Source organism: Micromonospora sp. NPDC047467 (assembly GCF_040643095.1).
Classification (GTDB): domain Bacteria; phylum Actinomycetota; class Actinomycetes; order Mycobacteriales; family Micromonosporaceae; genus Micromonospora.
Genome location: NZ_JBEYTO010000003.1, coordinates 58,132 through 83,929, shown reverse-complemented (window position 1 = coordinate 83,929; position 25,798 = coordinate 58,132). Strand labels below are relative to the sequence as shown.

At 71.4% G+C, this 25,798-nt stretch carries 26 protein-coding genes; 9 read left to right on the top strand and 17 right to left on the bottom strand.

Going from position 1 to position 25,798, the window contains the following annotated elements:
* Positions 1-10 precede the first annotated feature (10 nt).
* The 11 genes from ABZ780_RS09130 to ABZ780_RS09080 are packed head-to-tail and all read right to left on the bottom strand — an operon-like array spanning position 11 to position 11,722.
* Complete coding sequence (locus ABZ780_RS09130; RefSeq protein ID WP_357005483.1) at positions 11-760, bottom strand: enoyl-CoA hydratase; 750 nt, start codon at positions 758-760, stop codon at positions 11-13.
* Positions 757-2,871 (bottom strand): acyl-CoA dehydrogenase family protein, encoded by a 2,115-nt coding sequence (locus ABZ780_RS09125; protein ID WP_357485412.1) that lies wholly within the window; start codon positions 2,869-2,871, stop codon positions 757-759. The genes ABZ780_RS09130 and ABZ780_RS09125 overlap by 4 nt, the downstream gene beginning before the upstream one ends.
* Positions 2,868-3,596, bottom strand: a complete 729-nt coding sequence (locus ABZ780_RS09120) for a co-chaperone HscB (RefSeq protein WP_357005490.1) — start codon at positions 3,594-3,596, stop codon at positions 2,868-2,870. The genes ABZ780_RS09125 and ABZ780_RS09120 overlap by 4 nt, the downstream gene beginning before the upstream one ends.
* The gene (locus ABZ780_RS09115) at positions 3,593-4,396 is read right to left on the bottom strand and encodes a CoA-transferase (RefSeq protein WP_357485411.1); all 804 of its coding nucleotides are present in this window, start codon (positions 4,394-4,396) and stop codon (positions 3,593-3,595) included. Before ABZ780_RS09115 ends, ABZ780_RS09120 begins: the two co-directional genes overlap by 4 nt.
* On the bottom strand, positions 4,393-5,208 hold the full coding sequence (locus tag ABZ780_RS09110) for an SDR family oxidoreductase (RefSeq protein WP_357485409.1): 816 nt from the start codon (positions 5,206-5,208) through the stop codon (positions 4,393-4,395). The genes ABZ780_RS09115 and ABZ780_RS09110 overlap by 4 nt, the downstream gene beginning before the upstream one ends.
* Complete coding sequence (locus ABZ780_RS09105) at positions 5,205-6,608, bottom strand: 3-hydroxyacyl-CoA dehydrogenase NAD-binding domain-containing protein (RefSeq protein WP_357485408.1); 1,404 nt, start codon at positions 6,606-6,608, stop codon at positions 5,205-5,207. Before ABZ780_RS09105 ends, ABZ780_RS09110 begins: the two co-directional genes overlap by 4 nt.
* Positions 6,605-7,771, bottom strand: a complete 1,167-nt coding sequence (locus tag ABZ780_RS09100) for a thiolase family protein (RefSeq protein WP_357005502.1) — start codon at positions 7,769-7,771, stop codon at positions 6,605-6,607. Before ABZ780_RS09100 ends, ABZ780_RS09105 begins: the two co-directional genes overlap by 4 nt.
* A gap of 12 nt (positions 7,772-7,783) precedes the next feature.
* Positions 7,784-9,106: an AMP-binding protein gene (locus ABZ780_RS09095; protein WP_357485406.1), complete on the bottom strand. Its 1,323-nt coding sequence runs from the start codon at positions 9,104-9,106 to the stop codon at positions 7,784-7,786.
* Positions 9,103-9,741, bottom strand: coding sequence for a TetR/AcrR family transcriptional regulator (locus tag ABZ780_RS09090; RefSeq protein ID WP_357485405.1), 639 nt, complete (start codon positions 9,739-9,741; stop codon positions 9,103-9,105). The genes ABZ780_RS09095 and ABZ780_RS09090 overlap by 4 nt, the downstream gene beginning before the upstream one ends.
* Complete coding sequence (locus ABZ780_RS09085) at positions 9,738-10,571, bottom strand: cyclase family protein (protein WP_357485404.1); 834 nt, start codon at positions 10,569-10,571, stop codon at positions 9,738-9,740. Before ABZ780_RS09085 ends, ABZ780_RS09090 begins: the two co-directional genes overlap by 4 nt.
* Positions 10,568-11,722 carry an acyl-CoA dehydrogenase family protein gene (locus ABZ780_RS09080; protein ID WP_357485402.1) on the bottom strand — a complete coding sequence of 385 codons (1,155 nt, stop codon included), beginning with the start codon at positions 11,720-11,722 and terminating at the stop codon, positions 10,568-10,570. Before ABZ780_RS09080 ends, ABZ780_RS09085 begins: the two co-directional genes overlap by 4 nt.
* A gap of 284 nt (positions 11,723-12,006) precedes the next feature.
* Between ABZ780_RS09080 and ABZ780_RS09075 the strand changes: the two genes are divergently transcribed.
* The gene (locus ABZ780_RS09075; RefSeq protein ID WP_357485400.1) at positions 12,007-12,774 is read left to right on the top strand and encodes an enoyl-CoA hydratase-related protein; all 768 of its coding nucleotides are present in this window, start codon (positions 12,007-12,009) and stop codon (positions 12,772-12,774) included.
* A gap of 9 nt (positions 12,775-12,783) precedes the next feature.
* A complete protein-coding gene (locus ABZ780_RS09070) occupies positions 12,784-13,413 on the top strand; it encodes an enoyl-CoA hydratase-related protein (protein WP_357485399.1) in 630 nt (209 codons plus the stop codon).
* A 71-nt stretch (positions 13,414-13,484) separates the two neighbouring features.
* Here ABZ780_RS09070 and ABZ780_RS09065 read toward each other — a convergent pair whose 3' ends face one another.
* The 6 genes from ABZ780_RS09065 to ABZ780_RS09040 are packed head-to-tail and all read right to left on the bottom strand — an operon-like array spanning position 13,485 to position 19,076.
* Positions 13,485-13,904, bottom strand: coding sequence for a heme-binding protein (locus ABZ780_RS09065; protein ID WP_357005521.1), 420 nt, complete (start codon positions 13,902-13,904; stop codon positions 13,485-13,487).
* Positions 13,905-13,938: 34 nt separating this feature from the next.
* Positions 13,939-15,144, bottom strand: coding sequence for a CaiB/BaiF CoA-transferase family protein (locus ABZ780_RS09060; RefSeq protein WP_357005523.1), 1,206 nt, complete (start codon positions 15,142-15,144; stop codon positions 13,939-13,941).
* A 45-nt stretch (positions 15,145-15,189) separates the two neighbouring features.
* A complete protein-coding gene (locus ABZ780_RS09055; protein WP_357485398.1) occupies positions 15,190-16,203 on the bottom strand; it encodes an ABC transporter permease in 1,014 nt (337 codons plus the stop codon).
* Complete coding sequence (locus ABZ780_RS09050) at positions 16,200-17,147, bottom strand: ABC transporter permease (protein ID WP_357005528.1); 948 nt, start codon at positions 17,145-17,147, stop codon at positions 16,200-16,202. Before ABZ780_RS09050 ends, ABZ780_RS09055 begins: the two co-directional genes overlap by 4 nt.
* 39 nt (positions 17,148-17,186) lie before the next feature.
* Positions 17,187-18,296 (bottom strand): substrate-binding domain-containing protein, encoded by a 1,110-nt coding sequence (locus ABZ780_RS09045; protein ID WP_357485396.1) that lies wholly within the window; start codon positions 18,294-18,296, stop codon positions 17,187-17,189.
* Between the two features lie 36 nt (positions 18,297-18,332).
* On the bottom strand, positions 18,333-19,076 hold the full coding sequence (locus ABZ780_RS09040) for an ATP-binding cassette domain-containing protein (RefSeq protein WP_357485394.1): 744 nt from the start codon (positions 19,074-19,076) through the stop codon (positions 18,333-18,335).
* A gap of 477 nt (positions 19,077-19,553) precedes the next feature.
* Here ABZ780_RS09040 and ABZ780_RS09035 point away from each other — a divergent pair, with 477 nt between their 5' ends.
* The 7 genes from ABZ780_RS09035 (at position 19,554) to ABZ780_RS09005 (ending at position 25,795) form a co-directional block, all read left to right on the top strand.
* Positions 19,554-20,663, top strand: coding sequence for an amidohydrolase family protein (locus ABZ780_RS09035; RefSeq protein ID WP_357005537.1), 1,110 nt, complete (start codon positions 19,554-19,556; stop codon positions 20,661-20,663).
* A complete protein-coding gene (locus ABZ780_RS09030; RefSeq protein ID WP_357005539.1) occupies positions 20,660-21,043 on the top strand; it encodes a hypothetical protein in 384 nt (127 codons plus the stop codon). The genes ABZ780_RS09035 and ABZ780_RS09030 overlap by 4 nt, the downstream gene beginning before the upstream one ends.
* A gap of 323 nt (positions 21,044-21,366) precedes the next feature.
* Positions 21,367-22,572: a substrate-binding domain-containing protein gene (locus ABZ780_RS09025; RefSeq protein ID WP_357005541.1), complete on the top strand. Its 1,206-nt coding sequence runs from the start codon at positions 21,367-21,369 to the stop codon at positions 22,570-22,572.
* Positions 22,569-23,348, top strand: coding sequence for an ATP-binding cassette domain-containing protein (locus ABZ780_RS09020; RefSeq protein ID WP_357005543.1), 780 nt, complete (start codon positions 22,569-22,571; stop codon positions 23,346-23,348). The genes ABZ780_RS09025 and ABZ780_RS09020 overlap by 4 nt, the downstream gene beginning before the upstream one ends.
* Complete coding sequence (locus ABZ780_RS09015) at positions 23,345-24,448, top strand: ABC transporter permease (RefSeq protein ID WP_357005546.1); 1,104 nt, start codon at positions 23,345-23,347, stop codon at positions 24,446-24,448. Before ABZ780_RS09020 ends, ABZ780_RS09015 begins: the two co-directional genes overlap by 4 nt.
* On the top strand, positions 24,445-25,485 hold the full coding sequence (locus ABZ780_RS09010; protein WP_357005549.1) for an amidohydrolase family protein: 1,041 nt from the start codon (positions 24,445-24,447) through the stop codon (positions 25,483-25,485). The genes ABZ780_RS09015 and ABZ780_RS09010 overlap by 4 nt, the downstream gene beginning before the upstream one ends.
* Positions 25,475-25,795, top strand: a complete 321-nt coding sequence (locus ABZ780_RS09005; RefSeq protein ID WP_357005551.1) for a NifU family protein — start codon at positions 25,475-25,477, stop codon at positions 25,793-25,795. Before ABZ780_RS09010 ends, ABZ780_RS09005 begins: the two co-directional genes overlap by 11 nt.
* Positions 25,796-25,798: the final 3 nt, after the last annotated feature.

Below are 25,798 nucleotides of genomic sequence, written 5' to 3'. Positions count from 1 at the left end.
CCCCTCGTGGTCAGCGGCGGAACTTCGCGACCGCCTCCTGGATGGCCGGGCCGGTCGCTGAGGACGCCTGTGCCCACGCCTCGAACTCCAGGCTGGCGGCGAAGTCGGACCGGTCGGCGGTGCGTACCGACGTCTTGATGTCGCGGGCCAGCGCCGGGTCGAGCGCGGCCCAGCGCTCCGCGCGCTCGTGCGCGGCCGCGACCGGGTCGTCGGCGAGGGTCGCGGCGAGCCCGATCCGTACCGCCTCGGTGCCGTCCACGGCGCCGCCGTCGAGCAGCATCTGGAGGGCCCGTTCCGGGCCGAGTGCCCTGGTGAGGAACCAGGTGCAGCCGCCGCCGGGGTGCAGGCCGATCTTCGTGAACGACGCGACCAACTTCGCCTTCGGGCCGACGATGCGGGTGTCGCAGGCCATCGCCAGGTTCAGGCCGGCGCCGACCGCCGGCCCCTGCACCGCCGCGATGGTGGGGATCGGCAGCTCTCGGACCCGCAGGAAGCTGTCGTAGATGCGGTGCAGGTCGGCACGGATCTCCTGCACCGACCGGCCCGCCTCGCCGAACATGGCGGGCAGGTCGGCGCCGGAGCAGAACGCCGTCCCCGCACCGGTGATGACCAGCGTGCGGGCATGCCGGTCGGCGGCCACCTCGGTCACCGCGTCGCGCAGCGCGTCACGCATCTCGGTGTCGATGGCGTTGCGCCGGTCCGGATCGTTCAGCGTGAGCGTCCAACGTCCGTCCGCGTTGTGCAGGTCAACCTTGCTCACGACGAAACCTCCTGAGTGGTGAGCCAGGACCAGACGCCCGCGCTGCCGAGCGGCACCAGCGCCGCCCCGAGCGTCTCGGCCCACGACTGTTGGGTGCCATTCTCGTCACGCCAGGACCAGAGTCGGCGGGTGGACAGGTGCAGCGGGTGCTCGCGGGTGACGCCCATGGCCCCGTGCAGTTGGTGCGCGCCCCGCGCCACGATCGTGGCGGCCCGGCCGGCGAGAACCCGGGCGGTGGCCACGTTCAGCGGGTCCGGGTCGGCGAGGGCTGCCGTCAGCGCGGTGCGGGCCAGCATGGTGTGTGACGTCATCTGCGCCAGGGTCTGCCCGACGGCCTGGAACGCCAGCAGCGGACGGCCGAACTGCTCCCGGGTCGTCACGTGCTGCCGGGTGTGCTCCATGGCCGCCTCCAGCGCGCCGACGAGCGCCGCCGCCGTCAGCAGCGCCGCCTCCGCGCGGACCGTCCGTGCCGGCGCCGCCCCGGGCAGTCGCATGTCGTCGGTGACCACCACGTCGAACTCGACATCGTCGCGGGGCTCGGCGGCCAGGTTCCGGCCGGGTGTGACGCGGACCCCGGGGTGGTCGGCGGGAACGGCGAACGCGTTGTCCCCCGCGTACACCACAAGGGTTCGTGCCTGGCTGGCCCACGGCACCCGGGTCGCGGTTCCGCGCAGCCGGCCGCCGGCCAGGTCGAGCCCGGCGCCGACGACCACGGTGGCGACACCATCCGGAAGGCTCCGACCGGCCGCGGCGAGCTGCCGTCCGGCAAGCGCGGTCTCGGCCAGGGGCAGGGAGACGGCGTTTCGTCCCAGGCCCTGCGCGAGCGCCGCCAGGTCGGTGAGCGTGCCACCCGAGCCGCCGGCCGCCTCCGGCACGGAGACGCCGGCCCAGCCCAGCTCGCGCACGGTCGACCAGAGCGCGGGCACGCCGTCCGGGTCACCGCCGTGCCCGCCCAGCACGTCGTCGGCCAGCTCGCGCAGGTCGTCGCCGTCACGCCTCGCGGGTCGCGCGACGCTCTTGGCGATGATGGTGCGCAGCACCTCGGTGGTGCCGCCACGGATCGAGAACCCGGGCGCGGCCAGCAGCCCCTGGGCGAGCAGCCCGGCCGGGCCGTCGCCGTCGGGGTCGGGCTCCGCGTCGAGGACCGTGCGGGCGATCTCGTTGACCTCCCGCTCGAACTCGGTGCCCAGGTCCTTGAGCACCGCGGCGGCGTGCACCGGAGCCTGCCCGGCGTCGAGGTCACCGGCGATGCGCCAGGCCAGCCCGCGCAGCCCGGCCAGCCGGGCGAGCGCCTCGCCCAGTGCGACGTCCGCGCCCCGCCGGGTGGCGCAGGCGTCGATCGTGGCGGCCAGCAGCGGGTACGTGCTGAGCACCCGTTCCATCCCACCGCGCTCGAAGGAGAGCTGCTCGGTGACCTGCTTCCAGCCGTTGCCGACCGTGCCCAGCACGTGGTCGCCGGGCACGTACACGTCGTCGAAGACGACCTCGTTGAAGTGGTGCTCGCCGCGCAGGTCGATGATCGGCCGGACGGTGACACCGGCCGCCGCCATGTCCACGATCAGCTCGCTCAACCCGTCGTGCTTGCCGGCGTCGGTGTCGGTGCGGCACAACACGTACGCGTGCGTCGAGCGGTGCGCGTGGCTGGTCCAGATCTTGCCGCCAGTGAGCCGCCAGCCCTCGCCGTCCGGGCGGGCGGTGGTGCGTACCGAGGCGAGGTCGCTGCCGGATTCGGTCTCGCTCATGCCGAGGCAGAACGTCACCTCACCGCCGGCGATCCCCGGCAGGTACCGGCTGCGCAGCGCGGGCGAGCCGTACCGCAGGATGGCCGGGCCGATCTGCCGGTCCGCGATCCAGTGCGCGGCGACCGGGGCACCGGCCCGCAGCAGCTCCTCGGTGACCACCAGCCGGTCCCGGTTCGAGCGGGCCTGCCCGCCGTACTCGCGCGGCCAGGTGATGCCGATCCAGCCCCGGGCCGCCAGATCCCGGCTGAAGTCGGCGTCGTACGACCGCAGCCACGCGTCGCAGACGGCGCTGAACCGGCCGTCGTCGTGCCACGACCGCACCAGCTCACGCACCTGCCGGCGCAGCTCACCCAGATCGTTGCCAGTCATCGGTTGTCTGTCTCCTTCGCCACTGAGTAGCCGCGCTCGGCGGCCCTGCGCAGCACATCGGTGGCCGCGGCGCGCTCGTCGGCGGTGACGGCCGTGCGGGTCACCGCGCCGTCCGTGGGCACGCCGAGCCCGGCCAGGTGTGCGCGGAACGCCGCGCCGTCCGCGGTGATCTCTTCGAGCCGGGGGTCGGCGCCGAGCCGGACGACGCCCCACCGGGTGTGCAGCCGGACCAGCGCGTCCGGTGCGGGCGCGGCGGTCACGTGCTCGACGGCCCGCACGATCCGGCGCAGGTCCCGCGCGCCGTGCAGCAGCACGAGTTCCCGCGCGACCGCCGCGATGTCGGCGGCCCCGCCGCCGCCCGGCAGTCGCACCGTGGGCCGCTCCCGTGGCCCCACGTAGGACGAGTTGATCCGGCCGCGCAGGTCGACGTTGCTGGCGTCGAGCACCACCCGGTCGAACCGGGGGCCCATCGCCAGCAGCACGTCCGCCGTGCTGCCCAGCCAACCGAACCCGTTGGCGTACGCCGGGTAGTCGGTGGTGCTGGTCGGCACGTCCGCGCCGGGCAGGTGCACGCTGGCCCCCGCCTCGAAGACCTGGGTGAACGGTTCGCCGTCGAGCGCGTACGCGCACTGCCCGGCGAGCACCGGCCAGTGGAAGCCGGTGAACACCCAGCCGCCGCGTCGGAACTCGCGTGCCGCCCGGGCCAGGAAATCCACCGTCGTCACGGGGTGAACACCTCCTCGGTCAGCCACTGTCCGAAACCCTCCACGGTGGCCGACCGGCGTGAGTACCGCTCGTACGCCTCGACGTCGCGCGGGTAGCGGCCGGCCGCGCCGTCCGGGTGGACCGCGCCGGGTGACTCGACGAGCGCGTCGACGAGCAGGCCGGGGATGCTGATCCCGGCGGCGCGTACCGTCTCGGCGTCGGTGACCTGCTCGGCGACGAGCACGGTCCGCCGGGCCGCCTGGGCGGCGACGAGCACCTCGCCCAGTGGGCCGCGCAGCACCCCGTTGCCGTCCGGGTCGGCCAGGTCCACGTGCACGAACGCGACGTCCGGCCGCTCGGCGCGTACCACCCGGGCCGATCCGAACTCGGACTCCACGGCGGACAGCCGGCCACCGCTCCAGTCCTCGTCGAGGTAACCGGTGCCCGGCACGTCCGGCACCGGCATGAACGGCACCCGCCAGGCGCCGGCCGTGAGGGCGGCGGTGAGCAGCCCGAGGCTCAGCTCGTGCAGCTCGACCGTGGTGTCACCGGCCTGCGCGGCGCGTCGGAAGTTCCAGGCCGGCGCCGGGCCGACCGGGCTCCAGCAGTGGCCGTAGGTGGCCGAGCGCAACACGCCCGCGCCGAGCAACTGGTCCATCAGCAGCCCACCGGAGGCGATCACCGCGTGCACGCCGTGTGCCCGCTGACGGATCATCTCGTGGCCCACGCTGAACAGTTGCGCGCCGAAGTTGCCCAGGTAGACCCGCTGGCCGGGGCGGACGTACTCGGCCACGGCGGCGGCGAGGGTGCGGCCCTTCACCGGTACGCCTCCGGCAGCATGTGCAGGCCGGCGCCGAGGTGCGCGCCGCCGTCGATCTGGATGAGCTGGCCGGTCATCATGGCGGCGGCAGGGCTGGCCAGGAACGCCACCAGTTCGGCCACCTCGTCGGCGCGGGTGGGTCGGCGCAGCGGGGTGCCCCGGTCCACCAGGTTGTCCAGGACGTGCCGCGACCCCTCGTCGTCGAGCGCGGCGGTGAGGACCGTGCCCGGCCCGAGGCAGTTGAGCCGGATCCCGTCGACGGCCCACTCCAGAGCCAGGGTGCGGGTCAGCCCGAGCACCCCGGCGCGGGCCGCGATGGAATGCGCCATGCCCTGCCCGCCGCGCTCCACCCCGGACAGCGACAGGTTGACGACGCTGCCGCCGGCCCGCTTCAGGTACGGGTACGCGGCCCGGGTCAGGTGGAAGACGCTGGTCAGGTTGAGGTCGAGGACCGCCGCCCAGCCGCCCGCCGAGATCTGGGTCGCGGGCGCGAAGAACTGCCCTCCAGCGTTGTTCACCAGCAGGTCGATGCCCCGCCGCCCGCCCACCTCGGCGAGCGTGGCGGCGGCCCGGTCGTGGTCGCGGACGTCGCAGACGGCGTACTCGTAGTGGCCGTCGCCGGTGGCCAGCGCGGCGGTGCCGGCGAGCGTCTCGGCGTGCCGGCCGAGCCCGGTGACGCCGGCCCCCAACTCGACCAGGCGGACGGCGACCGCCCGGCCGATGCCGCTGCCGGCACCGGTGACGACCGCGTGGTGGCCGGCGAGGGCGCCCTCGCGCAGCACTGTCGCGTCGGCGGTCCGGGTCGCGGTCATCGGGTGGCCCTCGCCTCGCCGAGCGCGCGACGGCGCAGCATCTGCGCCGGCCGGTAGCGCGGGTCGCCGAACGCCCCGGTCATCGACAGCAGGGCCTGGTGCACCGCCACCGCGCCGGCCGAACCGAGGGTCTCGAACGGCCCGCGCGGGTGGTTCATCGCCAGCCGTAGCGCGACGTCGACGTCGTCGGCGGTCGCGGTGCCCTCCTCGACGACCGTGACGGCCTCGTTGACCATGCAGTAGGCGAGCCGGTCGACGATCAGGCCGGGCAGCGCCGGCACCCGGACCGAGGGCGCCTGGAGGTGGTCCAGCAACTCGTCGACGAACCCGGGTACGGCGACCCGGGCGGTGGCGTCCTCGACGACCTCCGCGAACGCGGCGCCGTCGGTGCGCTGGTGCAGCCGGACCCAACCGACGCCGTCGGGCAGCACCGGCAGCCAGCCGCCGTCGGAGCTGTCCAGCACCACGTTCCCCCGCTCCGCCAGCCGGCCCAGCTCGGCCACCAGCGCCGGGGTGGGCGCGCCGCAGCTCAGCACCCGTACCGTCGATTCGCCGGCCGGCCCCGGCCGCCGCACCACCCGGGAGTTGGCGTCCCGGGGCGACTCGGTGGCGTAGTCGTAGAAGCCGCGCCCGGCGGCCTTGCCGGTCATGCCACCGCGGACCAGGCCACGGACCTGGGGGATGGGCCGGTAACGCGGGTCGCCGAACTCGCGCAGCGCGGTCTCCGAGGACGCCAGGTGGGTGTGCAGGCCGGTGAAGTCGAGCAGTTGCAGCGGCCCCATCGGGTGGCCGAGCCCGCCTCGGGCGGCCGCGTCCACCACGGCCGGCTCGACACCCTGCGCGACGAGGAGTTGCGCCTCGTAGTACAGCGGCCGGCAGACCCGGTTGACGATGAAGTTCGGCGAGTCCCGGCAGAGCACGGCGGTCTTGCCCAGGGACTCCACCAGGGACATCGATCGCTTGACGGTGGCGTCGCTGGTGGCCGCGCCGACGATCACCTCGACCAGGCGCATCCTGGTGGGCGGGTTGAAGAAGTGCAGCCCGATCAGGCGCTCCGGCGCGCCGAACGCCCGGCCCATCTCGTTGACACTCAGCGACGAGGTGTTGGACGCGACGAGCAGGTCCGGTCCACCGGCTGCGGCGACGCGGGCGAGCAGGTCGCGCTTCGCGTCCATGTTCTCGACGATCGCCTCGATCAGCACGTCGGCGTCGACGAGCGCGGCCTCGACGTCGGCGGCGGCCGTGATGTCGCCGGTGCCGCCGTCGGCGCGGATCCGCTCCAGACCGGTGTGGCCCAACTCGGCGGTGGCGTCGACGACCCGTACGGTGTGGCCGGCCCCGGCGAGGACCTGCGCGATGCCCCGGCCCATCGGGCCGAGGCCGACGACGACGGCGATCACCGGGTCACCCGCTCGATCACCGCGGCGATGCCCTGCCCGCCGCCGACGCAGAGGCTCGCCACGCCGTACCGGCCGTCGCGGCGGGCGAGTTCGTGCAGCAGCGAGACGACCAGCCGGGTGCCGCTCTGGCCGGTGGGGTGGCCGAGGGCGATCCCCCCGCCGTTGACGTTCACCCGCTCCTCGTCCAGGCCCAGCGCCCGTACGTTCTGCACGATCTGCGCGGCGAACGCCTCGTTGATCTCGAACAGGTCGACGTCGCCGACGGTCAGCCCGGCACGCTTGAGGGCCAGCGGGATCGCCGCCGTGGGTCCGATGCCCATCATCGTCGGGTCCACGCCGACGGCCGCGAAGCCGACGATCCGGCCCAGCGGCGTCAGCCCGTGCCGCCGCACCGCGTCGCCGCTGGCCACCACGACCGCGGCGGCGCCGTCGGCCATCTGGCTGGCGTTGCCCGCCGTGACCGTGCCACCGTCGGTGAAGGACGGCGTGAGCCGGGCCAGCCGCTCCGGGGTGCTGTCGGCGCGGACCGTCTCGTCGCGCTCCAACTCCGCGAGCGCCACCACCTCGTCGGCCATCGTGCCGGACTCCCAGGCCCGGACCAGCCGCTGGTGGCTGCGCGCCGACCAGGCGTCCTGGTCGGCGCGGGAGATGCCGAACTCGCGGGCCACCTTCTCGGCGGTCTCGCCCATGTTCATCCCGCAGATCGGGTCGGTGCCGCCGTCGCGCCAACCGTCCTGCAACAGGATGTCGCCGCGCCGTACGCCCTCCCAGCGCAGGTGGTACGGGGCGATGTACGGCATCGTGCTCATGCTCTCCGCGGCCACCGTCAACGCCACGTCGGCCTCGCCGGTCAGCACCGACTGGTGGGCGAGTTGGATCGCCTTGAGCCCGGAGGCGCAGGCCATGTTGATGGTCTGCGCCGGCACGGGCACCGGAACGCCGGCCGCGAGCGAGATCTGCCGGCCCGGGTTGGGGCCGTTGCCCGCCTGGCGGCAGTTGGACACCACCGTCTCGTCCACCGCGTCCGCGGCGACACCGGCCCGCTCCAGCGCGGCGGCGCCGGCCAACCCGCCCAGCCGCACCACCCGCACGTCGCGCAGCGAACCGCCGTACCGGCCGTGCGGCGTACGCACGGCACCGACCAGAAATGCTTCCCTACCCATGGACGGAACCTCTCAGTCGGCGCGGACGACGCGCTTGCTCTTGTGGGTGCTGCGGGGCAGCGTCCCCTCCGGGACGGTCTCCACGACGGCGCGCACGGTCAGCGCGGCGCGGAGGGCGTGCGCCAGCTCCCCGGCGAGGTCCGGGCTGTCGCCGGTCACCTCGACGCGCACCTTGATGCCGGTGAGGTAGCCGGTCACCGGGTCGGTGACGTCGTCGTCCAGCACGATCAGGTATTCGCCAGCGGCGCCGGGGGTGCCGCGCACCACCTGCTCGACGGCGGACGGGAACAGGTTCACCCCGCGCACGACGAGCATGTCGTCCGCGCGGCCGACGACGCCGCCGGGCAGTCGGGCGAGGGTGCGCCCGCACGGGCACGCGGTGCTGTCCCGGACCACGATGTCGCCGGTCGCCCAACGGACCAGCGGGCTCGCCCGCTTGTCCAGGTGGGTGAGCACCAGCAGGCCGGGGGTGCCGTCGGGCACCGGTTCGTGCGTCTGCGGGTCGAGCACCTCGGCGTACGCGAAATCCTCCGCCAGATGGCCGCCGGCCTGCTCCTCGCACTCCCAGGCGATCGGCTGGAACTCCAGGCTGCCGTAGCCGTCGAAGCACTTCGCGCCCCAGCGCTGCTCGATGTGCGCGCGGGTGGCTGGCACCCCGGCGCCCGGCTCGCCGCCGACCTGGATCCGTCGGACCGGCGAGTCGCACAGCGGGGTTCCGGCGCGCTCGGCGGTCTCGGCGAGGTGCAGCATGAACGACGGCGTGCCGCCGACGGCGGTGGTCCCGTACCGGAAGATCGTGTCGATCTGGCGCTGGGTGTCGCTGGAGCCGCCGGGCAGCAGCGTCACGCCGATCCGCTGGTAGCCCGCCGTCACGCCGAGCCCGCCGACGAACCACGCGAAGCTGAACAGGCACTGGTACACGTCGGTGTCCCGGACGCCCTGGCTGTACGCCGACCGGGCGTACAGGTCGGCCCAGCGGTCAAGGTCGTACGCGCTCCACAGCACCGGGGTGGGGCTGGACGTGGTGCCGGAGGAGAAGTGCACCCGGCGGCGGTCCGCGACGGGCGCCGCGACGGCGCTGCCCCACGGCGGGTTGGCGGCCAGGTCGGCCACGTAGTCGGCCTTGCCCACCAGCGGCAGACGGCGCAGGTCGGACAGCTCACGCACGTCGCCGGGATGGAAGCCGAGGCTGTCCCACCTGGCCCGGTAGAAGTCGCTGTTCGCGTATACATAGGACAGTTGCGTCCGCAGCTGGGTGAGCTGGTGCGCGGCGAGTCGCTCGCGGGGCCACGTCTCGGCCTCGTGCCAGTAGCGCTCCGAGAACGGTGTGGTCATCGCGGGCTCCTTCGCAGTCCGCCGAGGATGAAGTCGGCGTACTCGTCCGCGACGCGTTGGCGGGTGTTGTAGTCACCGCGTTGCGGGTCGTACCAGAGGCTGATCCAGTTGAGGGCGCCGAGCAGGGGCTTGGTGGCCAGCCGGCTGTCCACGTCGCGGAACACCCCGGCCTGCCGGCCCTCGTCGATGACGTCGGCGAAGAGCTGCTCGTAGCGGTCACGCATGGCGACCACGGTCTCCAGGGCCTGCTGCTGGGCGGGCGCCTCGCCGAGCCGGCGCATCTCGACGGCGCGCATGGCGACCCGCTGGAACGAGTTGCGGGTCATCATCAGCCCGGCGTGGTGGTGCGCCATCCGCCAGAGCCGGGTGGCGGGGTCCAGGCCGGTGTTGCCGGCGATGGGCTGCACCCCGTCGATCAGCTCCTGCATGCCGGTGGTGACGATGTCGAGGAAGACGTCCGCCTTGGCCCGGTAGTAGTGGTAGACGCGACCCTTGGTGGCGCCCATCTCGCGGGCGATGTCGTCGATGGTGGTGGCGGTGTAGCCACCGCGGGTGAAGGCGGTCGCCGCGGCCTCCAGGATGTCGCGCCGGCCGGGTGCCGGGGGCCGGGTGACCGGCTCGTTGTCGTCGGTCATCGCGCCGGCTCCGACTCGGTGGCCTGCGGTGCGATGGCGAGGGGGCGGATCGGCGAGCCGGTGCCGCCCCGGATGGACAGCGGGGTGGCGATGAAGAAGAAGTCCCAGACCCGCTCGGCGGCCAGTGGCGCGAGGTTCATCGCCTCCATGATCAGCACGCCATTGTCGACCAGCAGGTGGCAGTGCACCGCCAGGGCGGGGCTGGGGATGTGCTCGAACGCGATGGTGTCCGCCCCCGCCGCGACCACACCGTGGTCGGTGAGCCAGCGCGCTCCGCTGAGGTCGACGCCCGGTGCGCCGGAGTTGACGCCGAGGTAGGCGGCGTTGTCGGTCCACTTCTCGTCCCAGCCGGTACGCACCAGCACGACATCGCCGGGGCGGGGCCGGGGCCGGCTGGCGAACCAGCTCTCGAACAGGTCCGCCCCGACGGAGTCGGCGGGGGTCAGCGGCCGGTCGAGCGCGACTGTCGCGTCCACCAGGTGCCCCGGGGCCAACAGCGGCGGCAGTTCGTGCACGGACGCGTCCCGCACGCCGTCGGCGTAGGACTGGTTGGCGGTGACGTCCACGCCGCCGTAGACCTTGCCGAGCCGGGAGACGTGCGCGAGGCCGTCGACGTGGGTGCCCACGTGCCCACCCGTGGTGATCATCTCGGCCGCCGCCGAGACGCCGTCCGGATACATCACCTCGCCGTGCCGCTTGGTGAGGGTGAAGCTGTACGGCGGGTGGTTCGGGTGGTGCGGGATGCCGGTGTACATCTGCTGTGCCAGGTCGAACACCCGCGCGTCGGTGAACGACGGCCAGTCGACGGTCAGTCGCCAGGACGCGCTCACGCCGCCACCGACGCCTTGATCGCCCGGCCCAGCACCAGTCGCTGGATCTCGGAGGTGCCCTCGTAGATCTCCAGGATCCGCTGGTCCCGGTAGAGCCGCTCGGCGGGGCACGGCTTGCAGAAGCCGTCGCCGCCGAACACCTGCACCGCCGTGTCCACCGACCGGTGCGCGACCTCGCTGGCGTACAGCTTGGCCATCGCGCCGAGGGTGCTGACGTCGCCGCCCTCCTGGTGCACCCGGGCGGCCTCGAAGGTGATCATCCGGGCGGCGGTGATGCCGGTGGCCACGTCCGCCAGGGGGAACGAGATGCCCTGGTTGTCGATGATCGGCCGGCCGAAGGTCTCCCGCCGGGTCGCCTCCCGGGACGCGACGTCGAAGCCGGCCAGCGCGACACCGAGGGACTGCGCCGCGACGCTGATCCGCCCGGCGGAGAGGGTCTGCATGGCCAGCCGCATGCCACGGTTGAGGTCGCCCAGCAGATCGCTGTCCGGCACCCAGGTGTCCAGTTTGAGGTTGCTGGTGAGCGTCCCACGGATGCCCATCTTGTCCTCGTACCGGTCGATGGTGACGCCGTCGGCGTCCTTGTCCACCAGGAACGCGGTGATGCCTCGGGTGCCCGCCTGCGGGTCGGTCAGCGCGAAGACCACGTAGTACTGCGACGCGCCGCCGTTGCCGATGTAGATCTTCTCGCCGCGGATGCGCCAGCCCGCGCCCTCCCGCTCGGCCGTGGTGCGGATCCGGGCGGCGTCGCTGCCGGCGCCCTCCTCGGTCAGCGCGAAGCTGATCGCCGCGCCTTTCGCCAGCCCGCCCAGGTAGCGCTCGCGCTGCTCGGCCGTGCCGGCAAGCGTCAGCGGAGTGGCGCCGAGGGCGTACGCGGTGAGGATCGCACCGGTGGACGGGCAGGCCCTGGAGACCTCCTCGATGACCGCGCAGGTGGTCACGAACGAGGCGCCCTGCCCACCGTGCTCCTTGTCGACGAGAAGTCCGGCGAGGCCCTGCTCCACCAGCACCCGCACGCTCTCCCACGGGTAGCGCTGCTCGCGGTCGAGCTCCTCGACGAGCGGCACGAAGTCGCGTGCCGCCACGTCCCGGGCGAGGTCGCGCCAGTGGCGGCCCTCGTCGTCCAGGCGTGGCTCCCAGATCACGGACACGTGGTGCCTCCCAAGTCTGTCGTGCGGCCCCGGCCTGTCTCCGCGCCCCGAAACGCCGCGGTGCTCGACGGCCGCCACCGGTGCGGCGGTCTGCTCGGCTGGTCGTCCCGCTCCATACCGCCGAGTATGTCGAGATGCTAAACGGACTCCAGGCGATCATGTCAAGAGCATCCCAGATGCTCTTCACCCTTGTAGGGGCACGTCACGTGCGCAGATCATCGAATTCTTGACGACATACCGGCGAGTATGTTCTGCTGCTGGCCCAGATGACAGGGAGGTGATCCGTGGAGCCCGTCAGCTACACGGTGAGCGGCGTGGTCGCGGTCGCCACGATCGATCGGCCCGAGGCGCGCAACGCCCTCAGCACCGATGTCCTGCACGGCCTCGCCGCCGCGATGGACCGGGCAGAGGCCGACCCGCAGGTCCGCGCGCTGGTGCTGACCGGCGGCCCGCGACTGTTCGCCTCCGGCGCCGACATCCGCGAACTGCGTCGCACGTCGCCCGCCGACTACCTGCTCTCCGAGCGGCTGGAGTGCTGGAATCGGTTCGCCCGCTTCGGTAAACCGGCCGTCGCCGCGGTGGCCGGCTACGTCCTGGGCGGCGGATGCGAACTCGCCCTGACGTGTGACCTCATCGTCGCGGCCGACTCCGCCGTGCTCGGCCAGCCCGAGATCAATCTCGGCATCATCCCGGGCGCCGGCGGGACCCAACGCTGGGCCCGGGTTGCCGGCCGGTTCCGCGCCGCCGAGCTGGTCCTCGGCGGCGGCCTCGTGGACGCCTGGACCGCGCAGCGGATGGGCCTGGTCAACCAGGTCGTGCCGGCCGAACGGGTGGTCGAGGCCGGCATCGCGCTGGCCGGCTCGGTGGCCGCGCGCAGTCCGATCGCGACCCGGCTGGGCAAGCAGGCGCTGCGCGCGTCCGAGGAGATCGGCCTGACCGCCGGCCTGGCGCACGAGCGGTCGCTGCTGCTGACCCTGCTGTCCACCGACGACCACATCGAGGGCATCGACGCGTTCCTGGAGAAGCGTCCCGCCCACTTCACCGGCCGATAGGAGAGGCACGTGGTGCAGGTTTACGAGGCTGGCGACCCCGGTGCCGGCGAACGACTCGGCCCGGCCGCCCGCGCCACCCTGGGCGACGCCCTCAAGCGGCACGCCCGCACGCCGGGGCAGCCGCTGCTGATCCGCGTCGAGGGCGATGCCTGGTGCCACGAACCCGACGACCTGACCCAGCCGGTGGTACGCGGGCAACTGCACGAACTCGTGCTGCGGGTGCACGCCGCGCCCGGGCCGGTCATCGTCCAGCTGGCCGGCGCCGTACGCGGCCTCGGGCTCGGCCTGGCGCTCGCCGCGGACCTGCGGGTCGCGGCGCCCACGGCGAGCTTCGCCGTCGGTTCGCCCGCCGCGTTCCTGGCCGGCGGCGTCGGCCAGTTGCTCGCCGGCGTGGTGGGCACCGGGGTGCTGGCGCAGATGGCCTGGACCGGCGCCACGCTGACCGCCGACGAGGCGCTGCACCGGGGCATGGTTGGGTCGGTGACGGCCGATCCGCAGGCCGGTGCCGCGCTGGCCGCCCAGGTGGCCACGATCGGCGCCGGTACCGCGTCGGCACTCGCCCGCGCGCTGCGCGGCCGCGACCGGCCGGACCTGACCGCCGCGCTGGACTACGAGTCCTGGTTGGCCGGCGTCGAGTGATCCGGCACGAGGCCGGGGACCGGACGTCCCCGACCTCGTGCCGCAGCGTCCGGCGGCGCCGGACGCTGGGATCACGCCACCGCCTCCAGACCGGCGCGCGCGACCTCCATGTCCTGGCTGTAGTGCCCGCCGCTCACGCCGATGCCACCGATGACCGCGCCGTCCTCGGTGACCGGGAAGCCGCCGCCGAAGACGACCAGCCGGTCGATGCCGGCGGTCGCGCCCGTGGCCAGCGGACCGTCGTCCTTGATGAAGTCGTACCAGCCGTCGGTCGGCATGCCGAAGCCCGCCGCCGTGTACGCCTTGTCCTGCGCGACCTGCACCGACAGGAGCGCGGCGCCGTCCATCCGGGCGAACGCCTTCAGCACGCCGCTCTCGTCCACGACGGCGATGACACACGGAAGCCCGATCTGCTCCGCCTTGGCGATCGCGGCGCCGACGATCCGCTGGGCGGCGTCGACCGTGATCGAGTTCTTCTTGAAGTTGTTCATCAAGGTTCCTTTCTCTGGGAGGGGGTACGGGAAGTCAGACGACTCCGGCGGCACGCAGGCGAGAGATCGCCTCGCCGTCGAATCCGGCGATGTCGCGGAGCACCTCGTCGGTGTGCTGGCCGAGCTCGGGCCCGACGCCGCGCACCCCGCCGGGCGTCGCGGTCAGCTTCGGCACGACGTTCTGCATGGGGAACTCGCCGAAGTCGGGGTGGTCCAGGCGAACGATCGCTTCACGGGCGAGGTAGTGCGGGTCGGACAGCATCTCCTTCGCCGTGAAGATCCGGCCGGCGGGCACTCCGTTGGCGTGCAGCAACTCCAGCAGCTCGTCCGCGGTGAACCCGACGGTCCACGCCGCGATCAGCTCGTCAAGCTCGCGCTGGTGACGGCCGCGCTCGGTGTGGGTGGCGAAGCGCGGGTCGGTTGCCAGCTCCGGCTGGACCATGGCCTCGGCCAGCCGCCGGAACACGGTGTCCTGGTTGGCCGCGATCACCACCATGTCGCCGCCGGACGTGACGTACACGTTGCTGGGCGCGATGTTCGGCAGGATCGACCCGGTGCGTTCGCGGATGTAACCGCCGAGCGCGTACTCCGGCACCAGCGACTCCATCAGCGCGAGCACGGACTCGTAGATGGCGCTGTCGACGATCTGCCCCCGGCCGGTCGCCTCGGCGACCCGCAGCGCGCCCATCGCGCCGACCGCCGCGAAGGTGCCGGCGAGCGAGTCGCCGAGGCTGATGCCCACCCGGCTGGGCAGCGACTCGGGGTCGCCCGTGGTGTAGCGGATGCCGCCCATCGCCTCGCCGATGGACCCGTAGCCGGCCCGCCCGGCGTACGGCCCGGACTGGCCGTACGCCGACACGCGCACGATCACGAGCCGTGGGTTGATCTCCCACAGGACGTCCGGGCCGACACCCCACCGCTCCAGCGTTCCGGGCCGGAAGTTCTCGACGAAGACGTCGGAGTCGGCCACCAACCGGCGTAGCACCTCCTGCCCCTCGGGCACCCGGAGGTTGAGGGTGACCGAGCGCTTGTTGCGCCCGACCACCGGGAACCAGAGCGACTTGCCGTACGGGCGCTCGCGCCCCCACTCACGCATCGGGTCGCCCTTGCCCGGCTCCTCCAGTTTGATCACATCGGCGCCGAGGTCACCGAGGATCTGACCGCAGAACGGGCCAGCCAGCAACACCCCGGCTTCGATCACGCGTAAGCCGGACAGCGGACCGCGGGCATAGTCGTTCATGTCGTCCCTGTTCTCTCGTGGTTCGTCTCGTACGTGTGCGGTGACTCAAGCCGCCATGGCGCGCGGCTGCGCGTCGGGCTCGGGCTCGGGGGAGCGCCGCTCCATACGTTGGCGGATCCAACCGAGCGACACCGCGCCCAGCAGCGTGAGACCGAGCAGGATGTCGCCGAGTGGCAGCGGCATCCCGCGCAGCCGGAAGATGTTCAGCACGATGCTCAGCGAGAGCAGGCTCAGGAAGGCCGTCATCGGGCTTCCGTGCCCGCCGCCGGCCAGCCGGAAGCCGGCAATCAGGAGCGCTCCGTAGACGTACAGCTCGGTTCCCTCGCCGAGGGTGATCGCCGAGGCGCCGGTGCGCATCACCTGGATGCAGCCGGCGACCGCCGCGGCCGTGCTGGTCAGCACGAACAGGCCGAGTTGGATCCGGGGTGCCCGGATGCCCGCCCGGGTGGCGACGACCTCGTCGCCGCCGGATGCGCGCAGGTGGTTACCCCAGCGGGACCGGCGCAGCATCGCGCTGCTGGCGAGCGCGAGCCCCAGCACGATCAGGATGGCTACCGGCAGCGGGCCGATGGTCGTCTTGAGCATGGTGCTGAGGTCCGGGGTGTACGCGGCCACCGAGCTGCCGTCGCTGAGCACCTTCGCCAGGCCGCGGGCGGCGACCAGCATGCCCAGCGTGGCGATCAGCGGCCAGACCCCGAAGATCAGCGCGAGGCTGCCGTTGGCCAGACCGGCCAGCAGGCCGACACCGAGGGCGGCCAGAACCCCGATCTGCCAGGATCCCGAGTTGGTGTAGACGGTGGCGTAGACGACCGCGCCGAGGCCCAGCACCGATCCCACACTCAGGTCGGCCACGCCACCGGTCATCGCCAGGCTCGCGGCGAGCAGGATGATCGCCGGGGCGAGCATGTCGCCGAGCATGCTGGAGACGTTGGCGCGGGACAGGAAATCGGGCGCGACGCTCACCGCGGTGACCACGGCGATCACGAACAGCAGCACGCTTGGGGTGGACGGACGCTTCAGCAGGAGAGCCCATCCGGCCTCCGGACGGGTGGTCCTCATCTCGCACTCCTCACGGAATTGACGGCGAGCGCGACGGCGAGCACGAGGCCCTCGATGACGGGCTGCCAACTGGAGGAGACCCCCCAGGTGACGATGGCGGTGGGAAGCGTGCTGAGCAGGAGCAGAGCGGCGAGGACGCCGACGAAGTTGCCCCGACCGCCGGTGAGCGCCATGCCGCCCAGCAACAGAATCGAGATCACCCGGAACTCGGTCCCCGGCGTCAGGGTGGACTGGACGATGTCGCCCTGGGAGGCGAGGACCAGACCGGCGACGCCGGCGATCAGGCCGCAGAACACGAGCGCTCCGGCCTGGATCCGGCCGGGTCGCAACCCGCGGACGAGGGCGGCCTGCTGGTTGCCGCCGACCGCGACGATGTGTCGGCCGAGGCGGGTCCGGTCGACGACGAACCAGGCGACGACGAGCAGCACGATCATGATCCAGAAGACCCGGGGTACGCCGAACACGTCGCCCGAGATGTGCTGGCGAAGGAAGCTGCTGCGCGGAATCGGCACGAACTCGATGAACAGCCGGGTGGTTCCGCTGACCAGGAACATCGTCCCGAGGGTGGCGACGATGGGGTGGATCTTCACCGTCACGATCAGGGTCGCGTTCAGCGCGCCGATCAGCGTGCCGAACACCAGGACCGCCGCCAGCACCACGACGAACGGCATGCCGTCGGTCAGCAGTTGGGCGGCGATCAGCGCCGCCGCGACCGCGGTCACGCCGACGGACAGGTCGAACTCGGCGCCGCTGAGCATGACCACGCTGACGCCGACGACCAGGATGCCGACGAACGCCATGTTGAAGGCGACGGCGATGACGGTCTGGTGGGACAGGAACGCCGACGATTTCAGGGCGGTGGCCAGCACCAGCGCCAGCCACAGGGCCGCCAGGGCGAGTGTGGAGCCGTGCCGGCGGAGCACGGAGAATCCCGTGCTCCGCACGACGGCTGCCTCCGGGGCAGTCACAGACATGTCAGTTGCTCACCCGTCGAGTCCGTACGTCTCGGTACCCGTCGGGCAGTACTGCTCGGCGGCGGACTTCTTCGGGGCGTCGTTCGCGTAGAGGGCGGTGATCCGGTCCTGCAACGGGGGGATGGACGACACGGCGTCCTTCGGGAACGCGCAGACCGGGTTGAACAGGGCCTTCGGGTCCTTCGGGGAGTCGACCACGGGGATCTTCTCGCCGGCGACCATCCGGTCGAGGATCGTGTAGATCTGCTTCGCGTAACCCTCGTACCAGAAGGCCGTCGATCCGCCGAGTCCGGGCGTGTCGACGCCGAACAACATGAGGTCCGCGCCGAGACCGTATCCGTACACGTCACCGGCACGACTGAGCTGCTCGGCGGCGTTGATGGTGCCGATGATCATGTTGTCGTTGCCGCCGAGCGCGAGGATCTTCTTCGCGTTGGGCTTGGACACCAGGATGTCCCGCGCGACGCCCTGGGCGCCGTCCGGGGTGGTCGGCGAGTTGCGTCGGGTGATGGCGTCACCCAGGTTCGGGCACACCTCGTTGAGGCCCTTGAGGATGCCCTCGGTACGCAGCAGCGCCACGTCGCCCGACTCCTCGTTCTCCAGGAGGGTGACGAGGTCCGGCTTGCAGTCCCACTTCTCCTTCGCGTACGTCCCGCCGGCCCTGCCGGACAGCCGCCCGGACTCGACGTTGTTGATCCCGAAGAAGTGGGCGCCCGGGTGGGCGATGTCGATGGCGATGACCGGGACGCCGGCCTTGTTGAAGATGTCCATGATCTGCGGGCCGACCTTGCCGTCGCCCTGGAACTCGACGACGTGGGTGACACCGCGGGAGACCATGGTCTCCGCGTTCGCGACCGCTGTCGGGCCGTCCCGGTCGTTGTTGAGGACGAGAATCTCCCATCCCCGCTTCTCGGCCTCCTTGCGCATGCCGACGTCGATGGCCTTGAGGACGGGGCTGGCCGGCTCCGCGAAGTTGGCGAAGCCGATCCGGACGTCCTTGGCTTCCAGGGCCTTGCCCTCGGTCGGGGTCGACGAGGTCGCCCCCTCGGTCGAACAGGCTGCCGCCGACATGCCCAGCGCGAGTACGAGCGCCGCGCCGGCGAAGGATCTCAATCTCACTCGTTGACCTTTCTCTGATGATGTTGTTCTCGGGTGTCAGGCCTGGGGGAGGGGCGCGGCGGACGCCGCCCCGGTGATCAGGGCGACGATGTCGCCGGATGTCGCGTCGGCGGTGGCGAGATCGCCCACCGTGCGCCCCTGTCGCATGACCGTGACGCGGTCGGCGACCTTGAAGACGTGTTCGAGATTGTGGGAGATCATCAGCACGGCGATGTCCTGCTGCTTGAGCGCCGTGATGATCTCCAGGACGTGCTCCGACTCGGTGACGCCCAGCGCCGCGGTCGGCTCGTCGAGCATCACGATGTTGCGGCCCCACATGGTGGCCCGCGCGACGGCCAGGGCCTGGCGTTGTCCGCCCGACATCGACGACACGTGCGCGGACAGTGAGGGGAGCCGAGCCCCGATCCGGTCGATGGCCTTCTGTGTCTGCACCGCCATGGCGCGGCGGTCGACCAGGCGCAGCATCCGGGACACGGGGTCACGGCGCAGCGGCTCCCGGCCGAGAAAGACGTTCTCGGCCGCGCTCATCGAGTTGATGAGGGACAGGTCCTGGTAGACGGTCTCGATGCCGGCGTCGAGCGCGTCGGCCGGCCCGGCGAACCGGCGTGGCTCGCCGTCGATCAGGAGCTCGCCGGTGTCCGGCGTGACCACGCCGGCGAGGGTCTTCACCAGTGTGGACTTCCCGGCGCCGTTGTCGCCCATGAGCGCCATGACCTCGCCTCGACGCAGCGTCACCGACGCGTCGCGCAGGGCGCGGACGGCTCCGAAGCTGCGGGCCATGCTCCGCGCCTGCAGAACCGGTGTCGCGGAGGGGGACCGGACATCGTCCCGGCGGCGCTCTGCGCCCCCGGTGAGAGGGGCGGCTGCTGCCTGCTCTGTCATGGCGTGAGAGTCAAGCAATGTATGCAATGTCTGTCAAGGATTTGTGTCAGGCAGATGTCCGCCAGGTCTCTGACGACGTCCCAGCAGTGTGGCATTCCGCCAGCTAGAGGCCGTTAGAGCCGGAATCTACCGAGGTAGAGGGCTCGTCCGGGGGTGCCGGTTCCGCTGGTCGGCGGTGCACCAAGTTGTTCTTGACCGACAGGGGGTGCCCCCCTATGTTGTGTACATTCGCAACCCGGGTGGTGGCCCCGGTCACACGGTCCCGGCCGACGGGCACCAGCGCGACAGCGGCCGTGCCCACCCAACGCGCCGCCACCCGCACCCGTTCCCCAGCGGTCGAGGTGCGCTCGGGCTATCGACAAGAACGGAGGCGACATGATCAATGACAGGATCGTCGTGGACGGCGTCGTCCACGGGTACGACTTCCGCCCCGAGAACAGGGCGCCGCACTGCTCGCAGGCCGCGTACGACGGCATGGTGAACGCGCTCTACCGCATCGGCCACACGTCGGTCGAATCGCCGTCGCACAACTACCCCATGACCCGCGACGAGTTCACCGCCGGCTGGACGGCCGAGGAGCTCGCGGACATCGTGTTCGTGGAGAGCGCCGTCGACGTGATGGTCTACCACGGGGTCGAGATCGACGGATTCTTCGACGGCGGCGCCTCGCCCTACGAGCTCGGCCGCGAACTGAAGCGCAGGCACCCGGACCGGGTGCTGCTCTTCGCCCCGGTGGACCCGCTGCGCGGGCCCGCCGAACTCGACCTCATGCAGCAGCGCGCCGAAGAGGACGACATCGACGGGTTCAAGTTCTACCCGACCAACGGCGTGATCGATCCGGAGGTGAACTCCTCCAAGCTGATGCTCCTGGACGACCGTGAGCTGGCGTTTCCTTTCCTGCAGAAGGCGCTCGACCTCGGCGTCCACCACATCGGCGCGCACAAGGCGGTGCCGGCCGGCGCGGGCCCGCGGGTGCTGAACCACGTCGACGACGTGACCTGCGCGGCTATCGCCTTCCCGAGCCTGACGTTCGAGGTGGTGCACAGCGGCTGGGCGTTCCTGGAGGACTGCGCGCTGCAACTGCGGACGCACCCCAACATCTGGGCGACGATCGAGTCGGTGTCGAACATGGTCGTGCGCAAACCGCGCCGGTTCGCCGAGATCGTCGGCATGCTCATGATGCACGGCGGGACCGACCGGATCATGTTCGCGACGGGCGTGCCGTCCGCGCATCCGCAGCCGATCATCGACGCGCTTGTGAACTTCGAGATGCCCCGGGACCTGGTGGACGGCTGGGGGTTCCCGGAGTTCACGCCGGAGCTGCTCGGCAAGTTGCTGGGCGGCAACGCCCTGCGTCTGCACGGCCTCGACGAGGCCGAGGTGCGCTCGAAGGTGGCCGGGGACGAGCTGACCCGGCGCCGCGCGGAGTACGTCGCGCACGAGCCCCGGCCGTGGGCGCTGCACCGTGAGCGGCTGAGCGCATGAGCGTCGGCGACGGTGCCGTGGTCGGCCTGGAGCCGCGCCTGTTCGAGGCCTGCAACAAGGTCTACGACCCGTGCAGCCTCGGGGTCGGCCGGCGGCTGGGGATCGTCGACATGGGCCTGGTCCGGGGCGTCCGGGTGGAGCGGACCCCCGACGGCCGGTTGCGGGCGGCGGTGGATCTGATCACCACCGGGCCGTTCTGCATGTACACGCCGTTCTTCGAGCAGAGCGTGCGGCAGGAGATCGGCAAGCTGGTGCCCGAGGTCGACGAGGTCGAGGTCGAGTGGGGTGACAGCACCGACTGGTCCGAGGCGATGATGACCGACGAGGGCAAGGCGATCCTGCGTATCGGACGGCCCGCTGCGGTGACCGCGACCCGCTGACAGTCCCGGGCCGGCCCTCGGGGCGGGCCGGCCCGCCCCGTCTGGCGGCGGACCGATCCACGGTGCCGGACAGAGGCTAGGAAATACAATCCTTCCTCGCGGAGCCGCGTCGACTTCTGCGCCTCCGGGCGATATTGCCAGCTCGAACAGGGACTATGTTTCGGCAATGTGAACTATTGACTGTAGATGTTGATCGTGTTGGACTGCGATTGCATGCAACCTGAGGCACCGTTTCGCGCTGGACTCGGTCCCTTCACCCCCCCTATGCGCTGACTCATCAGATTCGTTCTTGGACGTCTGCGCCCCACTCAGGGAGTAGCACCGTGACAAACACCCCCAAAGCTTCCCGGTTCCGCACCATCTCCGTCGCGCTCGCCGCAGCGCTGGCGTTCACCACCGCCGCGTGCGGATCGGGTGACGACAGCGCGGCGTCCGGCACCCCCGCCGCCGTCAACGACGAGTACACCCAGATGGCCCGCAAGCTGATCGAGGCCGGCACTGGCGGCATGCTCTATTTCGAGGGCAAGGAAGCCGACATCACCCTCGACAAGATCAAGGTTTACGACGAGTGGTCCGGGCCGACAACGTCGGTCAAGCCGCCGGCGAACGGCAAGTTGAACATCATCGTCTGCAAGATCGGCACCTCCTGCGAGGAGGTCGGCAAGCGGGCCACCGCCATCGCCGAGAAGCTCGGCTGGAGCGCCGAGATCCTGGACGGGCAGGGCTCCCCGGAGGGTTACCAGAAGGCGCTCGCCACCGCGGCGGCCAACAAGCCCACCGCCGTCATCACCGTCGCGATCCCGGAGAACCAGGTCGCCGACGGCCTCGCCGAGCTGCAGAAGGCGAAGATCCCGGTGGTTGGCGTCTCGGCGGTGGCCGAGGGCGGCGCGGTCGGCTACGACGCGCACGTGTCCAGCCGGGAGACCTTCCAGGCGGTGCTCGAGGCGGCCAAGGCCGTCGCCGACTCCAACGGCACCGCGAAGGTCGTCTTCCTCTGGGACGTCGGCTACCCGCACCTGGTCGAGGCGCTGAACGCCAGCAAGCGCGTGCTCGCCGGGTGCACCGGCTGCCAGCTGCTGGAGGTGCGTGAGCGCACCCTGTCGCAGGCCGTGGACCCGATCGAGATGCAGAACATCACGACCTCGCTGATCCAGCGGCACGGCAAGGACCTGCAGTACATCCTCACCCCGTACGGCAACGGCGTGGAGTCCATCATCGCCGCCGTCAAGGCCGCCGGTCGGGACGACATCAAGGTGCTCTCCAAGAACGCCGAGCCCGAGCGGCTGGGCAGCGTTGCCGCGGGTGACCAGCTCGCCGACTTCGGCGCCATCCGCGGCTGGAACGCCTACGCCGCGATCGACCAGGTGGGCCGCCTGGCCGCCGGCCAGCCCGCGCTGCCCGACGCGGAGCAGGGCATCCCGGCGACGGTGTTCGACAAGAGCAACGCCCCCAAGGACGGCGCCGTCGACTGGAACAGCTACGTGAACTACGCCGAGCGCTACGAGAAGATGTGGAGCGAGGCCAAGTGAGCACCGCCTCACCGGTGCTCGAAGCGGTCGGCCTCGGCAAGTCCTACGGTCGGGTGCGGGCCGTCACCGATGTCTCCTTCGACGTACGCCCGGGCGAGATCCTGGGCGTCGTCGGGGACAACGGCGCTGGCAAGTCGACACTGATGAGCATGGTCAGCGGCGCGCTGGCCCCGGACTCCGGTCACCTGCGGGTGGCCGGCCGGGACCTGCTGCCGCACACCATCGGCAACGCCCGCTCCGCCGGCATCGAGATGATCTATCAGGATCTCGGGCTCTCCAACAATCTGAGCATCGTCGAGAACGTCTTCCTGGGCCGGGAGTGGACCGGCGGCGTACGCGGCATTCCGATTCTGCGCAAGAAGGCGATGCGGGTGCGTACCCGGGCGGTGCTCGAAGAGCTCGGCATCGACCTGCACGACATGAACGTGCTCGTGGAGGGCCTCTCCGGCGGGCAGCGGCAGATGGTCGCCATCGCCCGCGCGCTGGTCACCGAGAACGAGCCGCGCGTCATGGTGATGGACGAGCCCACCGCCGCGCTCGGCACCACGGAGTCGGCGGGCGTCAACGCCCTGATCGGCCGGCTTCGCGACCGGGGCTACGCCGTCATCGTGATCAGCCACCGGATCCCCGAGATCCTGTCGATGGCTGATCGGCTGTTGGTGATGAAGGGCGGCCGCAACGTCTACCACGGCACGACCGACGGGCTCGACGTCGAGCGGTGTGTGCAACTGATCGTCGCCGGCGAACTCGCGGCGGCGGGGGAGGTGACCCGATGAGCACATCCACCACCGCGCCCGCCCCGCCTGGCGGGCCCGGGCGGGCGGTCGTCCGGCAGAACGCCGACCGGTCCCGCGCCGGCGCTGGCGAGCGGATCGTCGGCGGGGTCAGCCGGTTCGGGCTCCTCGGCATGCTCGTCGGGGTGATCGCGGTGTTCTCCGTGCTCACCCCGGACACCTACTTCACCACCACCAACTTCCGGCTGATCCTGGTCAACCAGACGGTGACCGTGATCGTGGCGATGGCCGCCACGCTGCCGCTGCTGGCGCACTACCTGGACGCCTCGGTCGGTCCGATGCTGGGCCTGGCGCAGGGCATCAGCATCTGGCTGATCTCGGTGCACGGCGTACCCGTGTGGCTCGCGCTGCTGGCCGTGCTCGCTGTCGGCGTCGCGGTCGGGCTGCTCAACAGCCTGTTGGTGCTGAAGTTCGACATGAGTTCCATCATCGGCACGCTCGCGGTCGGCAGCCTGCTGATGGGCCTGCTCTACATGATCACCAGCGGCCGGGTGCTCTACCAGAACGTGCCGCCGGGATTCACCAGCATCGCCCGCGGCGACCTGGCCGGCATCCCGCTGCCCCTGATCTACCTCGTGGTCCTCGTGCTGGTGCTGGAGTTCATCGTCGTGTGGACGCCCTTCGGGCAGCGTCTGTACGCGATGGACGGCAACCTGCGCGGCGCCGCCCGAGCCGGCATCAACGTACGCAGTTACACCATCCGGGCGTTCGTCGGCGCCGCCGTGCTCTCCTCGCTCGCCGGTGTCCTGCTGGCGTCGCGGGTCGGCTCGGCACAGCCGACAGTCGGCGAGCAGTTCCTGCTGCCCGCGTTCGCCGCGGCCTTCCTCGGCGCCGCCGCGCTGCGTCCGGGCCGGGTCAACATCCTCGGCACCGTGATCGCCGCGTACTTCATCACCTTCACCATCGCCGGTCTGCAACACCTCGGTGCCGCGACCTGGATCGAGCGGGTCTTCAACGGCCTCGCCGTCATCGTCGGCGTCTCGGTCGCCGCCTGGTCCGTCCGTCGCCGCCGTCAACTCGCTGTCCGCCACGTCGAACGACTTGAGAACGACACCGAATCGAAGGGACGCACCACCTCATGAAGAACGACTTTTTCGTCTTCGACAACGCGGTCCACATGTACAAGCTCACCGACGAGAACATCGACTTCAACCACGGTGGCAAGAAGTCGACGAACGCGCTCGTCGAGTACGCCAAGAAGTACTCCGCGCCGGGCTACCCGTACGACGACATCTCCGGCCGGGAACTCTCCGTCGAGGACGCGTACCGGCTGCTGTTCGACGAGTCCGACACCGACCTGGCGATGGCCCAGACGGTGCCCAGCCACGGCGGCTGGAAGCTGGGCTTCTCGCCGGCCGAGAACAACTACAAGCTCAAGGAGGCGTACCCGGAGCGGGTGCTGTTCTGCGGCGGCGTCGACCCGATCACCCACGGCCGCTACGGCGCGGTGACCGAGATGATCCGGCAGATCGAGGAGTGGGGCGCCACCAGCTTCAAGTTCTACCAGGCGCACTCCGGTGGGCTGTCCTGGAAGATCGACGACCGGCAGGTCGCCTACCCGCTGTGGGAGACCGCGCTGGAGCACGGTGTGACGAACGTGCAGTTCCACAAGGGGCTGGCGTTCAACACCCAGCACATCGCCGACCTGGCCCCGTTCGACCTGGAGCGCGCGGCACAGGACTTCCCCGAGATGAACTTCATCGTGCATCACCTCGGTGAGCCGTTCATCAACGAGACGATCAACATCGCCGCCCGGTACGAGAACATCCACCTCGCGCTGACCGCCTGGATCAACCAGTACCCGGTGGCGCCGCGGGCCGCCCTGCACGCCATCGGCAAGTGCCTGCTGCACGTCGGTCCGGACCGGCTGCTGTGGGGTTCGGAGGCGTTCGTCTGGCCGAAGGTGCAGGCGTACATCGACCTGTTCGCCGAGATGAGCATGCCCGAGGACCTCCAGGACGGCTACGGCTACCCGGAGATCACCGACGAGGTGAAGGCCAAGATCTTCGGGCTGAACTTCGCCCGGCTGCTCGGCGTCGACGTGGCGGCCAAGAAGAAGGAGTTGTACGGCAAGGGCGGCAAGAAGTCCAAGAAGAAGGACCGCAAGAATGGGCGCTAAGAAGACCACCCGCGCCGCCGACCGTGCCCTGGACGGCAAGGTGCGCCAGCTCGTCGAGGCGCACGGCGGCGGCATCACCGTGGACGTCGACTCCGCCGGCGACGCGCACGTCACCTTCCACGGCCGGTGCGCCGCCTGCCCGTCCGCGCCGGTGACCATGGGTTCGCTGGTACGCCCGACGCTCCTGAAGATCGACGGCGTCCGCTCGGTGTCCCGTAACGGCGCCGTCTCCCGGTTCGCCGAGGCCCGCATCGAGAAGATGTTCGGGCTGTCCGAATCCACCGAACCGCGCGCCGACGGCGCGATCTGAGGA